The organism is Leifsonia sp. 466MF (genome assembly GCF_900100265.1).
Classification (GTDB): domain Bacteria; phylum Actinomycetota; class Actinomycetes; order Actinomycetales; family Microbacteriaceae; genus Leifsonia.
On the sequence record NZ_LT629696.1, the window covers coordinates 210,681 to 225,750 of the forward strand.

Annotated in this window: 11 protein-coding genes; 8 read left to right on the forward strand and 3 right to left on the reverse strand. The window is 69.5% G+C overall.

Features of this window, described 5'->3' with window-relative positions; translation table 11 throughout:
- Positions 1-5: 5 nt before the first annotated feature.
- Complete coding sequence (locus BLR91_RS01055; protein WP_089878082.1) at positions 6-1,259, reverse strand: sugar ABC transporter substrate-binding protein; 1,254 nt, start codon at positions 1,257-1,259, stop codon at positions 6-8.
- 327 nt (positions 1,260-1,586) lie between these two features.
- Here BLR91_RS01055 and BLR91_RS01060 point away from each other — a divergent pair, with 327 nt between their 5' ends.
- The 5 genes from BLR91_RS01060 (at position 1,587) to BLR91_RS01080 (ending at position 7,328) form a co-directional block, all read left to right on the forward strand.
- A complete protein-coding gene (locus BLR91_RS01060; RefSeq protein WP_089878079.1) occupies positions 1,587-2,633 on the forward strand; it encodes a LacI family DNA-binding transcriptional regulator in 1,047 nt (348 codons plus the stop codon).
- Between the two features lie 57 nt (positions 2,634-2,690).
- The gene (locus BLR91_RS01065; protein ID WP_018192329.1) at positions 2,691-3,272 is read left to right on the forward strand and encodes an antibiotic biosynthesis monooxygenase; all 582 of its coding nucleotides are present in this window, start codon (positions 2,691-2,693) and stop codon (positions 3,270-3,272) included.
- Between the two features lie 191 nt (positions 3,273-3,463).
- Entirely contained in the window at positions 3,464-4,297 is an 834-nt protein-coding gene (locus BLR91_RS01070) for a DUF4097 family beta strand repeat-containing protein (protein ID WP_089878076.1), read from the forward strand.
- Positions 4,294-4,923, forward strand: a complete 630-nt coding sequence (locus tag BLR91_RS01075; protein WP_018192327.1) for a PadR family transcriptional regulator — start codon at positions 4,294-4,296, stop codon at positions 4,921-4,923. The genes BLR91_RS01070 and BLR91_RS01075 overlap by 4 nt, the downstream gene beginning before the upstream one ends.
- A 233-nt stretch (positions 4,924-5,156) precedes the next feature.
- Positions 5,157-7,328 carry an APC family permease gene (locus BLR91_RS01080; RefSeq protein ID WP_018192326.1) on the forward strand — a complete coding sequence of 724 codons (2,172 nt, stop codon included), beginning with the start codon at positions 5,157-5,159 and terminating at the stop codon, positions 7,326-7,328.
- A gap of 12 nt (positions 7,329-7,340) precedes the next feature.
- Here BLR91_RS01080 and BLR91_RS01085 read toward each other — a convergent pair whose 3' ends face one another.
- Positions 7,341-8,075: an MBL fold metallo-hydrolase gene (locus tag BLR91_RS01085; protein WP_089878072.1), complete on the reverse strand. Its 735-nt coding sequence runs from the start codon at positions 8,073-8,075 to the stop codon at positions 7,341-7,343.
- A gap of 83 nt (positions 8,076-8,158) precedes the next feature.
- Between BLR91_RS01085 and BLR91_RS01090 the strand changes: the two genes are divergently transcribed.
- On the forward strand, positions 8,159-8,917 hold the full coding sequence (locus BLR91_RS01090) for a MerR family transcriptional regulator (RefSeq protein ID WP_089878069.1): 759 nt from the start codon (positions 8,159-8,161) through the stop codon (positions 8,915-8,917).
- Positions 8,918-9,017: 100 nt separating this feature from the next.
- Here the strand turns inward: BLR91_RS01090 and yczE are convergent, their stop codons facing one another.
- Complete coding sequence (gene yczE, locus BLR91_RS01095) at positions 9,018-9,911, reverse strand: membrane protein YczE (RefSeq protein WP_089878066.1); 894 nt, start codon at positions 9,909-9,911, stop codon at positions 9,018-9,020.
- Between the two features lie 64 nt (positions 9,912-9,975).
- On the opposite strand from yczE, the gene yczR reads away from it, so the two are divergent.
- Both yczR and BLR91_RS01105 read left to right on the forward strand, forming a co-directional pair.
- Complete coding sequence (gene yczR, locus BLR91_RS01100) at positions 9,976-11,454, forward strand: MocR-like transcription factor YczR (RefSeq protein WP_089881641.1); 1,479 nt, start codon at positions 9,976-9,978, stop codon at positions 11,452-11,454.
- Between the two features lie 155 nt (positions 11,455-11,609).
- Positions 11,610-15,008, forward strand: coding sequence for an efflux RND transporter permease subunit (locus tag BLR91_RS01105; RefSeq protein ID WP_089878063.1), 3,399 nt, complete (start codon positions 11,610-11,612; stop codon positions 15,006-15,008).
- The last annotated feature ends 62 nt before the right edge of the window (positions 15,009-15,070 follow it).

Consider the following 15,070-nt stretch of genomic DNA (forward strand, 5'->3'; position numbering starts at 1 on the left):
CTTCCTTACTTCAGCAGAGCTTCGAGGTTCTTCTGCGTGGCGTCGAGGATCGCCTTCGGGTCACCGGTGGCCAGCGACTCGAGCTTGCTGTTCAGGTCGGTGACGACATCGGCCGATCCCTTCGCGGTCGGAACGCCCTTGGCGTAGTCGGCGGCGTTCAGGAAGGGCACGAGGTCGGGGTTGGCGGACTTCCACTCGTCTGCGGCCGACTTGATCGACGGCATCGGGCCGAAGGCCTTCGAGAAGGCGAGCTGGTCGTCCTTGCTGGTGAGCTTCTCGACGAGCTTCAGCGCGGCGGCCTGGTTGGGGCTGTCGGCGGCGATCCCCCAGCAGTTCGTGAACTGCAGGGTGCCCTGTCCGACCGGGCCCTCGGGCAGCTCCGCGACCTTGTACTTGATGTTCGGGAAGTCGGACTTCAGGGCGCCCGTGATCCAGTTGCCCTCGATCGTCATCGCCGCGAGACCCTTGCCGAAGGCTTCGCCGCCCCAGCCGGCGCCGAGGTCCTTCGCGTACTTCAGCTCACCGCCGTTGAGCATCTTCTTCACGAAGTCGAGCGCCTGGACGTTGGCGTCGCTGTTGGCGGTGGCCTTGGTGCTGTCGTCGTTCATCAAGTTGCCGCCGGCCTGGACCATGAAGGACCCGACGCGGGCGTACTCACCGGAGATGCCGAGGCCGACCTGGCTGCCGGTGGTGAGCTTCTTGGCCACCGACTCCAGCTGGTCCCACGTCTTCGGGATGTCGGCGTCGGTGAGGCCCGCGGCGCTCCACGCGTCGGTGTTGATGATGAGCTGCAGCGTCGAGAAGTCCTTCGGGGCGCAGTAGAACTTGCCGTCGTACGTGAACGACTTCACGAGGCTCGGGTAGAAGTCGCTCTTGTTGCTGAGCTGGTCGCCGTAGGCGAGGAGCGAGCCGTTGGAGGCGTAGCCCGCCAGTGCGTCGGTGGAGAGGTAGAAGACGTCGGCCGGCTTCTTCGCGGCGAAGCCCTGCGAGAGCTGCTGGTTGAGGTCGCTGGCGGCGACGACGGACGCCTTGGTGCCGGAGCTCTTCGACCAGTCCGAGACCGCCGACTTGACCGCTGCGGTCTCGGCGTCGCCGGACGATCCGATCATGACCGTGAGGGCCTTGTCGGACGACGTCAGCTTTCCGGTGTCGCCGCTGCTGCTGCCGCCGCTGAAGCCGGACCCGCAGGCCGTGAGCGTGAGCGCTGCCGCGGCGGCGACGGCGCCGCCCGCGAGCCAGCGATGGGTGATCTTGCGCATTCGTGTCTCTCCTTGATGTGAGTGTGCCCGGTGGAGGGGGCGCACGCGTGCAGGGTGGGGGAGGTCGTGGACAACCCGGTGGGTGGTGCTGGTTGTGAACAACTCGGCGTGCGGCGTGGAGGCGCTGATGCGACGCAGCAATGCGTGCATTTTCGACCTCCTCGTCACAGCCTGTCCGTCACTCCCGGCGTTTGATCGATCAAATTTTCACCTGCTACGGTGACTTTGAACGATCAAAGCGGGATGCTTGTCACACTAATCACGAGGTTCACGGGGTGTCAAGCAGACCAGTAGGGTCATATCCAGCCGCCGGAGGAGGGAGTCGCGATGGGTGCGCAGCCGACCGTCAGCGACGTCGCCGGGGTCGCCGGGGTGTCCCGCCAGACGGTGTCGAACGTCCTGAACGCCCCCGAACTCGTCCGTCCGGAGACGCGGGAACGGGTTCAGGCCGCGATCCATTCGCTCGGTTACCGGCCGCACGCCTCCGCCCGTCGCCTCCGCACCCAGAAGAGCTCGACCATCGGCATCCGGCTCGATCCGATCACGCAGGACGGCATCTCCGGGAGCATCCTCGACCGCTTCTTGCACGCGCTCACCGAGCGCGCCGACCGGCAGGGCCTGCGGATGCTGCTGTTCACCGCCGCCGGCCCGGACGACGAGATCGAGCAGTTCCGCCGTCTCTCGGATGCCGCGGACGTGGACGCGTTCGTCCTCACCTCCACCTTCCACGGTGATCCGCGGACGGAGTGGCTGATCGAGCACGGTCAGTCGTTCGTGACATTCGGCCGGCCGTGGGGGATCGACGACATGACCGATCCCGAGCACCTCTGGGTCGACGTGGATGGGCGCTCGGGCCTCCGCGACGCCACAGCGCACCTGCTCTCCCAGGGCCGCAGGCGCATCGGGTTCATCGGCTGGCCCGCGGGATCCGGCACCGGTGACGACCGCCGCGAAGGCTGGCTCGAGGCGATGCGCGAGGGCAGCGGCTTGACGGACGACGAGCTGCGGCTGCTGGAGGTGTCGGCCGAGGACCGCGTGCCGTTCGGCGCCGAAGCGATCCGGCGGCTCGAGGCCCAGGCCGGTGCGGTCGACGGCGTGGTGTGCACGTCCGACTCCCTCGCGCTCGGAGTCCTCACCGCCGCGGGCGGCCGCATCCCGGTCGTTGGGTACGACGACACCCCGGTTGCTGCGTCGCTCGGCTTCTCCAGCGTGGCCCAGCCGCTCGACGAGGTCGCCGCGGGGGTGCTGGAACTCCTGACGGGCGCGCACGGTGGCCGGGTCCGCCCCGGCGAGGAGGTCGCCGATCCGCGGCACCGGCTCGTCGCACCTCGCCTCGTCGTCCGCGACGGCCCGCCCCTCATCGGCCCGCGCTGACGCCGCGCTGACGCCGCCCGAAATCCGCGTGTAACGCGCCGTGGAGACAATGGAGGCATGTCTCCACAAGAGCCGCTTCTGGATGCGTCACGAGCGCGCCGCCTTCCCGTCACCGTCTCCATCACCCGCCGCGTCGACGGCAACCGTCTCGCCGAGGTGACCCACTGGGTCCAGTCCGGTGTCAACCTCGCGAACACGTACGACGGGTTCCTCGGCTCCGGCTGGGTGCGGGCGCACGCCGACTCGGACGAATGGCACATGCTGTACCGTTTCGCGGACGCCGACACGCTGGAGGCGTGGGAGGCATCCGACGACCGCGCGGAGTGGCTCTATGAGGGACGCGAACTGGTGGAAGTGGCTCGGGTGGAGCGCCGCACGGGCATCGAGGGCTGGTTCGACGCGCCGCAGCCGGGCGTCCCCGCCGCTCCTCCGCGCTGGAAGCAGGCCGTGACGATTTGGCTGGGCTTCTTCCCGTTGTCGCTCCTGTTCACGACTCTCGTCACCTCCTTCGTCCCGGGCTGGCACGAGCTGTGGCCGATCGCGACCGTGCTCATCACCACGCTGTGCTTGACGCCGACGATGACGTACTTCCTTCTGCCGTTCGTCACCCGGCTGCTCCAGCCCTGGCTGCGGCGCTAGCGGCCCGCCGCGCCACGTCAGTTCGCGCCCACTCAGGGTTCTCCCTGACCGCACCCTGAATCCAGGGCATTCGGACCGTCGAGGGCTTGCATCCACCCCACTCGCGATATATCGTGAATCCGTCAACAGTCGCGATATAACGCGAGTCACCGACGGCCCCGGCATGGGCCGGAAGAGAAGGAGCAGGAAGCATGGCACAGGAGAAGTGGCTGATCCAGCCGGGCGAGAGCCGCACGATCGACATCGAGGTCGTACGCACCCTCAAGGTCGGGTTCATCGGCGGTCAGATCGACATCGTCGGACACGATGAGCCCGGAGCACGCATCGAGGTGCACTCGGTCACGGGTCGCGACCTGAAGATCGTGGTCGACGGCGACCGTCTCGAGATCGATCACCCGCAGCTGCGGTGGGACAACTTCATCGAGGTCTTCAAGTCGATGCGCTCCAGCGCCCGCGCTGATGTCAGCGTGCTCGTGCCGCGCGATGTCGAGCTCAAGTTCGGCGTCGTCTCGGCAGCTGCGCTGGTCTCGGGCCTCAACACGGACGCCCGCCTGAGCACTGTCTCCGGCGATGTCGTCGCCGATGGCCTCACCGGCGACGTCGAGCTCAACTCCGTCAGCGGCGAGCTGTCCGTGCGCGACCACACGGGCCGCATCAGCGCTCACACCGTCTCGGGCGACGTGACGGCGACCGGTGCCATCCGGCGCTTCTCGTCCGACGGCGTCTCCGGCGACGTGATGCTCGACGTGACCGGCACCCCGGACGACATCGCCGTCAACACGGTGTCCGGCGACACGACCATCCGCATCCCGGAGGCCGTCGGCGCGCGCTACCGCGTCAACACGGTGTCCGGAAAGGTGCAGCTCGACAACATGACCGTGGTCGGCGGGATGGGCAAGGGCTACACCGGCACGGCCGGCACGCTCGACGGCACGTGGGTCGAGATCAGTATCAATTCGGTCTCCGGCGACGCCGCGGTGCTTCGCAGCGCTGCCGCCGAGCGGGGCGCGGAGGCGTCGGCGTGACTCCCGTCTTCTCGCACGGGAGCCTCCGGCTGTACCTGCTGAGCCTGCTGGATGAGGCGCCGCGACACGGTTACGAGCTCATCCAGGCGCTGACCGAGCGCTTCGGCGGCACCTACAGTCCGAGCGCCGGCACCATCTACCCGCGGCTGGCGAAGCTGGAGGAGGAGGGCCTGGTCACCAAGGCGACCGAGGGACGGAAGACGGTGTACCAGATCACCGACGCCGGCCGGGCCGAGCTCGAGGCTCGCCGACCGGAGCTCGACGCGATCGAGGAGGAGGTCACCGACTCCGTTCGCCGTCTGGCGGACGAGGTGCGCGCCGGGGTGAACGACGCGATGCGCACGCTGCGCGCGGAGCTCGCCTCCGCGGCTCGCGAGGCCAAGCGGAACGGCTCGCGGGTCGATCCGCGTCAGGAGGCGCGCGACGCCGGGCGGGATGCGCGCGCGGCGGGCAACGCGGCCGCGCGCGAGGCCGAGGCGGCGCTGAACGACTTCCGTCAGCAGCTCCGCACGGACCTCCGCTACCAGGCCGCTCGCGGCGCGCTCCCAGCAGACATCGTCCCGCTTCTCAAGGACGAGCTGGACCGCGTCCGGCGTGTGCTCGTCGAGGCGATCGGCCGCCGCTGAGCGCCGGTCATCGGCTTTGGGAAAGAGTCAGGAAATGCTCATCCGGCTCCCAGTGAGACCTCTTCGGGTCGTTCCGCCGCGGCAATCCGCGGGGGAACGCCCCGTGGAGGAGCAGCCCCCAGTCTTTGCAGAACGACAGGGTTCGCAAGGCCCGACGCGCCGACTTGACAGTGGATTGCCAGCGAGTATGCTCGCCACTCGTGACAAATGAGGGGAGATCCCCGAAGCGCTGGTTGATCGGCGACCCGCTTCCGAGCGAAAAGCTCGAAGGGCAGCTGCTCCCGAAGCACCTCGCGCTACCCATCTTCGCCTCCGACGCGCTGTCGAGTGTCGCGTACGCTCCGCAGGAACTCCTGATGATCCTGCTGCTCGGCGGGCTCGCCTTCCTGACGTTCGCGCCGTGGGTCGCCGCGGCCGTCGTCGTGCTGCTCATCACCGTCGTGCTCAGCTACCGCCAGCTGGTGAAGGCCTACCCCTCGGGCGGTGGCGACTACGAGGTCGCTCACAAGAACCTCGGCGAGAAGGCCGGCCTGATCGTCGCCTCGGCGCTGCTCGTGGACTACGTCCTCACCGTCGCCGTGTCCGTCGCATCCGGCGTCGACAACGTCATCTCGGCGTTGCCGTTCCTGGCCCCGTGGCGCGTCGAACTGGCCATCCTCTGCGTCATCATCATCGCCGCCATCAACCTGCGCGGCGTGCGGGAGTCGTCGAAGGCGTTCGCGCTGCCGACCTACATCTTCATCGGCAGCATCGCCCTGATGATCGTGACGGCCCTCGTCCGCACGGTGTTCGGAGACGCACCGGTCGCCGAGTCCGCCGGCTACCAGGTGCACGCCGACTCGCTCACGCAAGCGGCCGTCGTCCTGCTCCTGCTGCGCGCCTTCTCGAGTGGATGTTCGGCTCTGACCGGTGTGGAGGCCGTCGCCAACGGCGTCCCCGCGTTCCGCACCCCGAAGATCCGCAACGCCCGCATCACCCTCGGCCTCATGGGCGGCATCGCGATCACCCTGTTCGCCGGCCTGACCGCCACCGCGCTGATCAGCGGCGTCCACTACGCCGAGAACCCGTGCGACCTGCAGGGATGGGCGCAGTGCGCCACCCAACCGCAGCGCAGCCTCATCGCTCAGATCGCCGCGGCGACCTTCGGCAACAACACGTTCTTCTTCTTCCTGGTGCAGGCCGCGACGGCGGTGGTGCTGCTGCTCGCGGCCAACACCGCCTTCAACGGATTCCCGCTGCTCGGCTCCGTGCTCGCCCGCGACTCGTACGCTCCGAAAGCACTCAACACGCGCGGCGACCGCCTCGTCTACTCGAACGGCATGATCATCCTGGCGCTTGCCGCCACGGTCCTGCTGGTCGTCTACCAGGCGAACCTGACCCAGCTCATCCAGCTGTACATCATCGGCGTGTTCGTGTCGTTCACCCTCGGCCAGTCCGGCATGGTGAAGCACTGGATCACGCTGCTGCGCTCGGGAGGCCAGACCGGCCGAGAACGCACGGGCATCATCCGCTCGCTCTGCATCAACGCCTTCGGCGCCTGCCTGACCGCGATCGTGCTCATCGTCGTCACGATCACGAAGTTCACGCACGGCGCGTACCTCGTCTTCATCTTCATGCCGATCCTGTGGTTCCTCATGCTCGGCGTGAACCGCTACTACCGCGACGTCGAGAAAGAGGTCGAAGTCGACCCGGTGACGACGTTCGGCAGCGTCGGCGACCACGCCATCGTCCTCATCGGCAAGATGCAGAAGCCGGCGCTGAAAGCGCTCGACTACGCGATCGCCGCGCGGCACGACTCGATCGAGGCCGTGCACGTCTCGATCGACGAGGAGTCGACGCAGAAGCTGCAGCGGCAGTGGGTCGAGCAGAACATCCACGTTCCGCTCACGATCATCGAGTCGCCGTATCGCGAGTTCGGCGTTCCGCTCATCAAGTACATGAAGCACCGGCGCGAGGAGCACGGCTCCGAGGTCGTTACGGTCTACCTGCCGCAGTACATCGTCGGCCACTGGTGGGAGGCGCTGCTGCACAACCACCGCGCACGCCGCATCAGCAAGCAGCTCATGCTCTGCCACGGCGTCACCGTCGCGCTCGTCCCGTGGCTGCTCGACTCCTCGTCGCTCATCTACGGCCGGCGCTCGCGCCCGCTCCCCGGCCAGGACCGTCGCGGCGAGCCCGTGCGCCCGGTCGCGCGCCGACCGCTCGTGCCGGCGTCGAAGGCGCACACGCGCATCCACATCCACCCGGTGCCGATCACGATCGGGGAGCCGCAGGACAGTGCGGAGGCGGTCGCCGGGACGATCCCGGAGCCACAGCCCGAAGGTGGGCAGCCGGCTTCGGCGGCTGCCGGAGCTGCGGGGACCGGCACGCCTCAGAAGAAGGTACCGGCGCGCGCGAAGCGCTGATCCGGCCGCGCCTCAGGGGCGCGCGCTCGCCGGGAACGCGACCAGCGGTCCGTGCCCCGGCAGCACCACCTCGGCGTCGCAGAGCACCAGCCTGCGCGCGCTGAGCGCGGCCTCATCGGGGTCGTGCTGGAAGAAGGCGGGCAGCTGCTGCAGCTCACCGCTCTCGCGCAGCAGCGGATGACCCGTCACGATGGCGTCGCCGGTCAGTAGCGCGCGCGACGTCGGCTCGAAGAAGCAGACGCTGCCGGTCGTGTGGCCGGGGGCGGGGACGAGCTGGAGGGTGTGCCCCGTGCTCAGGGTGACCTCGTCCCCCTCCAGCGCGACCGCATCCCGGACCCCGACATCGCCCAGACCTCCCGCCCGCACGGCGGCGATCGCCCAGCGGACGGTGCCGCGCTTCAGCGCGGACGGCAGCAGGTCGGCGACCGAAACCTGCTCCGTGACGTCGCGCCGGACGTTCGGCAGCTCGGACGGTGCCGCCGCGACGACCACGCCGAGCTCGGCGGCGAACTGCGCGCTCGCGCCGAGGTGATCCGAGTGGCCGTGCGTGATCAGGATGCGCTTCAGGTCGGCCGGGTCGGCACCCGCGAAACGGATCGACTCCTCGACGAGCGGGCGATCGGCCGGGTAGCCGCAGTCGACGAGCTCGACCGCTCCATCGCCGTGGAACACGGTCCAGTTCGAGAGCGGACCCTCGACGAACAGGAGGCCGGGGGCGACGCGGGTGGTCGAACGGATGCTGCGCACGCGAACACTGTAGCCGGGTCGCTTGACCTTGACGTAACGTCAACTCCTAGCGTGGGTGACGCACCGCACGGAAGGAGGAAGACATGGACTGGTCCATCCAGGACATCGCGCGGATCGCCGGCACCACCAGCCGGACGCTGCGCCACTACGACGCCATCGGGCTGCTGAAGCCGAGCCGCGTCGGCGGCAACGGCTACCGGTACTACGACCGCGACTCCCTCGTGCGGCTTCAGCGCATCCTGCTTCTCCGGGAGCTCGGTCTCGGCCTCGACGCCGTCGGCCGGGTGCTCGACGACCGCACGGATGCGGTGCCCGCCCTGCGTGACCACCTTGCGTGGTTGCAGGCGGAGCGGGAACGGCTGGCGCGGCAGATCGCGTCGGTCGAGTCGACGATCCACGCAGTGGAGGAAGGAGAGGAGATCGTGGCCGAGCAGATGTTCGACGGATTCGATCACACCCAGTACAAGGACGAGGTCGAGCAGCGCTGGGGGAAGGGCGCCTACGCGGCGTCGGACCGCTGGTGGCGCAGCAAGACCGCGGAGGAGCGTGCCGACTGGCAGGCCCGGCAGGAGCGGCTCGCGGCCGACTGGAAGTCCGCGGCGGCCGCCGGTGTCGCACCGGAGTCGGACGAGGCGCAGGCGCTCGCGAAGCGTCACGCCGAGTGGCTTGCCGGAATCCCGGGGACTCCGGGGTACGGCACGGGCGCGCCGACGGCCGCGTACCTGACCGGTCTCGGCGAGATGTACGTCGCCGACGAGCGGTTCGCTGCGAACTACGGCGGCGCCGAGAACGCCGCCTTCGTGCGCGACGCCCTCCGCGTCTACGCCGCCCACCTCGCCTAACCCCGCCCCCAAACAAACAGCTCCTGAGTTTTTCGCACGATTCCTGTCGAATCGGGCGAAAAACTCAGGAGCTGTTGGCTTGAGAGTGCGGGATCAGGGGTCAGGGGTGGCGCGGGCGACGCGTGATGCGGTCGTCCAGCCAGTGCGCGGCGATCACGCGCGAGGGGCGGTCTGAGCGCTCAGGGCGCGGAGCCCGCGGCGCGCGGTCGGGCTGCGGACCCCGGACGAAGGGGGAGTCGGCCCGGGATGCGCGCTCGTGCGCCGCCCGGTCGGATTCGAGCAGGATGCCGTCGCGCACGTCGAAACGGACGGCACCCTGCTCGTCCTCGAGGCCGGCCGACTGCTCGGCCGTTCCCTCGAGCTCGCTCTCCAGCCGTGCCGCAGTCGTTGCAGCGTCCTGCGGCAGGCGGATCGCGAAGAAGGGGAGGGTGATGCTGCACAGCGGGCCGACCAGGAGCGCGAACGCGAGCGTCCCCACCCCGACGTTCCCGCCGAGCACCCACCCGATGATCAGTACGGTCACCTCGATGGCGGTCCGCACCATCCAGATCGGCCGGCCGGTGCGGGCGTGCAGGCCGGTCATCAGCCCGTCGCGCGGGCCAGGGCCGAGGCGCGGACCGATGTACAGGCCGGTCGCGACGGCGAGCAGCGCGAGGCCGGCCGCGAAGAACAGCACCTGCGCCCACAGCTCCGTCTGCTGCGGCAGCAGGTCGAGGCCGAGTTGCGCGCTCGGGCCGACCAGCAGCACGTTGAGCACGGTTCCGAGGCCCGGACGCTGCCGCAGAGGGATCCAGAACGCCAGGACGACGAGTCCGACCAGGTTGGTGACGAAGCCGAACGGGATGCCGGTCTTGAGCGACAGACCCTGTGCCAGAACATCCCACGGCGACAGGCCGATTCCGGCGCGCACCATGAGCGCGATCGCGATCCCATAGAGGAAGAGTCCGATCAGCAGCTGCACGAGGCGGCGGGTGAGAAGAAGTCGGGCGGCCATGGGCACAATCCAATCGCAACGATTGGACTCGCAACAAGATGCCAATTCAACTAAAGTGGCCTGCATGTCGGATGCGCAACTCACCGCCCGCTCGCTGGAGCACCTGCTCGGAGCCTGGCGGACCGCCGGCGCCAGCTACCAGGCGCTCGCCGACCGCATCCGGCTTCTCGTGCTCGACGGCCGCATCCCGATCGACACACGCCTGCCCGCCGAGCGCGATCTGGCGGCCAAGCTGGAGCTGAGCCGGACCACGGTCGCCGCCGCCTACCGCCAGCTCCGCGAGGCCGGCTTCATCGACAGCGTCCGAGGCTCCGGCAGCGTCGCGCGTCTCCCCGGCCCGGCCCTCTCCCTGCCCGCGGTGGCCGGCGAGGGGATGCTCGACTTCACCAAGGCGTCGCTCCCCGCCGCGTCGTCCCTTCCCGCCGCCGCGCGTGCAGCCGCGGAGGAACTGCCGCGCTTCCTCCCCGACCCGGGCTACGACCCCGTCGGGCTGCCGCACCTGCGCGCCGAGATCGCCGCCCGCTACGCCAGCCGCGGCCTGCCGACGACACCGGACCAGATCCTGGTGACCGTCGGGGCGCAGCAGGCGATCGCGTTGATCGCCCGCACGTTCCTGGGCCGGGGCGACCGCGTCGTCATCGAGGTGCCGACCTACCCGCACGCCATCGAGGCGATCCGGCTGGCCGGCGCGCGGCTCGTGCCCATCACGGTCACCGCGCCGGAATCCGGGCCGCACCGCATCGGCGACGAGTCCGACGGCTGGGATGTGGAGGCGATCGAGCAGACGTTCCGCCGCGCCAATCCCGCGCTCGCGTACCTCATCCCCGACTTCCACAATCCGACCGGGGCCACCATGTCACCTGAGACGCGGGAGCGGGTGCTCGCGGCGGCCGCCGGCCACGGCGCGATCGTTGTCGCCGACGAGACGACGGCGGAGCTCGACATCGACCGGGTCGGCGAGTTCCTGCCCCTGCCGGCCTACGCGGACTCCGCGTCCGCCGGCGCGCCGGTGATCATGATCGGCTCGGCCAGCAAGACGCTCTGGGGCGGCCTCCGCATCGGCTGGATCCGCGCCGAGCGCTCGCACATCCAGCGCCTGATCGCCGCGAAGCCGGCCACCGACCTCGGCACGCCGATGATCGAGCAGCTCGTCGTCGCGCGGATGATCCCGCAGCTTCCCGAGATCATGGAGGAGCGGCGCGAGCAGCTCCGTCTGGGCCGCGAGAACGTCCGACGCCTGGTCGCCGAGACGTTCCCCGACTGGACGATGCCGGTTCAGCACGGCGGGCTCACGGCCTGGGTGGGGATCGGCGCGCCGGTCAGTTCGGCGCTCGCACTGGCCGCGCGCAGCCACGGTCTGCTGATCGCCGCCGGACCGCGGTTCGGCATCGACGGCGCCTTCGAGCGTTTCCTGCGCATTCCGATCACCTACACCCCGGACGAGTACGAGCGCGCGTTCGCCGCCCTCACCCGGGCGTGGGCCGTCGCCGCGAACGAGCCGGTGCCGTACTTCGACTCCGGCGCGCTGCCCAGCGTGGTCTGACCCGCGCGGCCCGGCCGGCCGCGCCGACGGGCACTCCCGGCGGAGTAGCGGGATGTCGTACCCAGGCATGAAGATACCGCCCACCCTGCGATGTCATACTTCCCCTGCGCCAGTGTCGGCGCGGTCCTGAAACCGTCGTCCCCGAGGGGAAACCTGTGCACTTCCTCGCCGTCCTGAGCATGAAGAACCGTGCCCTGATCGCGCTCGTCACGATCGTCGCCGCGGTCTTCGGCGGACTCGCCCTGACCAACCTCAAGCAGGAGCTCGCGCCGTCGATCTCGTTCCCGCAGCTGGTGGTGCTCTCCAGCTACCCGGGCGCATCGCCGGAGGTCGTGAACAACGACGTCAGCACGCCGGTCGAGGCCGCCATCCAGGGCGTTCCCGACCTCGACAGCACGAGCGCGGTCAGCAGCACCAACCAGTCCATCATCACGGCGAAGTTCACCTACGGGACCGACCTCGCCACCGCCGAGCAGAAGATCGACCAGGCGGTCAACCGCATCAAGTCGACCCTGCCGTCGGGCGTCGAGCCGCAGGTGCTCTCGGGCAGCATCGACGACCTGCCCGTCATCCAGCTCGCGGTCACCGGCGGCGACGACCAGCGCGCCCTCGGCGACGACATCACGAAGCTCGTGCTCCCGGACGTCAAGGATGTGACGGGCGTCAACGATGCGCAGCTGGTCGGCGAGATCGGCCGCCGCATCGCGATCACACCGGACCCGGCGAAGCTCGCCGCCGACGGCGTCTCGTCATCGGCGATCAAGGATGCGCTGCAGCAGAACGGCGTGCTCATCCCGGGCGGAGACATTACCGAGAACGGGCAGACGCTGTCCGTCCAGTCGGGGACGCAGCTGGCGTCGGTCGAGGACATCGCCGGCCTGCCGCTGATCCGTTCGGTGACCGCGGCGGACGGTGCGGGCGCCAAGGGCGCAGCCGCGGGCGGAGCGGCCGGCGCCGCGGGAGCCGCTGGTGCGGCCGGTGGCGCTGGGGCGACCGCCGACGTCGCCTACCCGAGCACCCCGCCGACGATCGGCGACGTCGCGACCGTCGCCGAGACGGACGACCCGACCACCTCGCTTTCGCGCGTCGACGGCAAGCCCGCCCTGACGATCGCGGTCACCAAGTTGCCCTCCGCCAACACGGTCGAGGTCTCCCACGCAGTCAACGACCTCATCCCGAGCCTGGAGAAGAAGCTCGGATCCGGCACGAAGATCACCGTCGTCTTCGACCAGGCGCCGTTCATCACCCAGTCGATCAACTCGCTCACCGAGGAGGGGCTGCTCGGTCTTGCGATGGCGGTCATCGTCATCCTGGTGTTCCTGCTGTCCGTGCGGTCGACGCTCGTGACGGCCATCTCCATCCCGACCAGCGTGCTGATCACGTTCATCGTCATGTGGGCGACCGGCTACACGCTCAACATCATCACGCTGGGCGCTCTGACGATCGCGATCGGGCGTGTGGTGGACGACTCCATCGTCGTGATCGAGAACATCAAACGGCAGCTGGTGCCGGGCGCAGACCGAGCGGTGACCATCGTGCGGGCGGTCCGGGAGGTCGCGGGCGCGATCACCGCATCCACGATCACGACCGTTGCGGTGTTCCTCCCGCTCGCGTTCGTGGGGGATGTGACCGGCGAGCTGTTCCGGCCCTTCGCCCTGACCGTCACGATCGCCCTGCTGTCGTCGCTGCTCGTCGCCCTGACGATCGTGCCGGTGCTCGCTTACTGGTTCCTCCGGGCTCCGAAGGCGCACAAGCACGAGGGCGGCCCCGAGGTCGAGGCCGCCGCCCTGTCGGTGGAGGAGGCTGCAGCATCCGGCATCGACGAGCTCGAGCACCCCTCCCGGCTCCAGGCCGGCTACCTGCCGATCATCCGCTGGACGCTCAAGCGCTCGGGGCTGACCATCACCGCGGCGGTCCTGGTGCTCGTCCTCACGCTCCTCACGGTGCCGTTGCTGAAGACCAACTTCCTCGGGTCGAGCGGGCAGAACTCCCTCACCGTCACGCAGACCCTCGACCCCGGGGCGAGCCTCCAGTCGAAGGACGACGCGGCCAAGGTGGTCGAGGAGAAGCTGCTCGGCACCGACGGCGTCGAGACCGTCCAGGTCTCCATCGGCTCCAGCGGCTCGTCGCTGCGGGACGCGTTCACCGGCGGGGGCGGCGGTGGGACGACCTTCTCCATCACGACCGACCCGAACGCCGACCAGGAGAAGCTGCAGAACACCATCGAGGACGAACTGGCCGACATCAAGGACCAGGGAGAGATCACCCTCTCGGCGTCCAGCGGCTTCGGCGGCTCCACCGACATCCAGGTCGACATCTCCGCCAGCAGCAACGCCGACCTGCAGAAGGCGACGGACTCGGTGGTCGCCGAGCTGCGGAAGAAGTCGTCGCTGAAGCAGGTGACCGACAACCTGAGCGCATCGCTGCCCTACGTCTCGGTGGACGTCGATCGATCCAAGGCCGCAGCCGCCGGACTCAGCGAGGTGGCCGTCGGCACGATCGTCTCGCAGGCGGTCCAGCCCACGCAGGCGGGTTCCGTCGCCATCGACGACACCACGCTGAAGATCTACCTGCAGAGCGACAACCCGCCGACGACCGTCGCGGGGCTCGCGCAGCTGTCCATCCCGACCGCGACGGGGATCGTGCCACTCGACACGCTCGCCAGCGTGAAGGAGGTCAAGGGCCCGGCGACGGTGACCACCCAGCGCGGGCTCCGGACCGCGTCCGTGACCGCCACCCCGGCGACGGACAACCTCACGACCGCGAACGCCGACGTCAACGCGGCGCTCAAGGCGGCGGACCTGCCCTCGGGCGCGACGGCCAAGATCGGTGGTGTCTCTTCGAGCCAGTCGGATGCGTTCCAGCAGCTGGGCCTCGCCCTCCTCGCGGCCATCCTCATCGTGTACATCGTCATGGTGGCGACGTTCCGCTCGCTGCGGCAGCCGCTGGAGCTCCTTGTCTCCGTCCCGTTCGCGGCGACCGGTGCCATCCTGCTGCAGCTCGCCTCCGGCATTCCGCTCGGCGTCGCCTCGCTGATCGGACTGCTGATGCTCATCGGCATCGTGGTGACCAACGCCATCGTGCTCATCGACCTGGTGAACCAGTACCGGCGACGCGGCCTCACGGTCGCGGACGCGGTGGCGCACGGTGCATCGCGACGACTCCGCCCGATCCTGATGACGGCGCTCGCCACGATCGCGGCGCTGACCCCGATGGCGATCGGCCTGACCGGTCACGGCGGCTTCATCTCGCAGCCGCTCGCGATCGTCGTGATCGGCGGTCTCATCTCCTCGACCGTGCTGACACTCGTCGTGCTGCCGACGCTGTACAACCTGGTCGAAGGGCGACGGGAGCGGAAAGAGGCGCGGAAGGCAGCGAAGGCCGCGGCCGGCGGTGGCGCGGGCGACGACGGGACCGGGGATGGCGGCGCCGGCAATGGCGGGACTCCGGTGACCGGTGGACCGACCGGGCCGGAGGGTTCGGACGGTACGGGTACACCGACCGCTCCTCAGCCGCCCGTCTTCACGCGGCCGGCCGGAGGGACGCAGGTCTGATCCGACGGCTGCGTCCGGTATCCCAGACGGGCATGCCGGACGCGGCCGATGCGTTTGCGCCG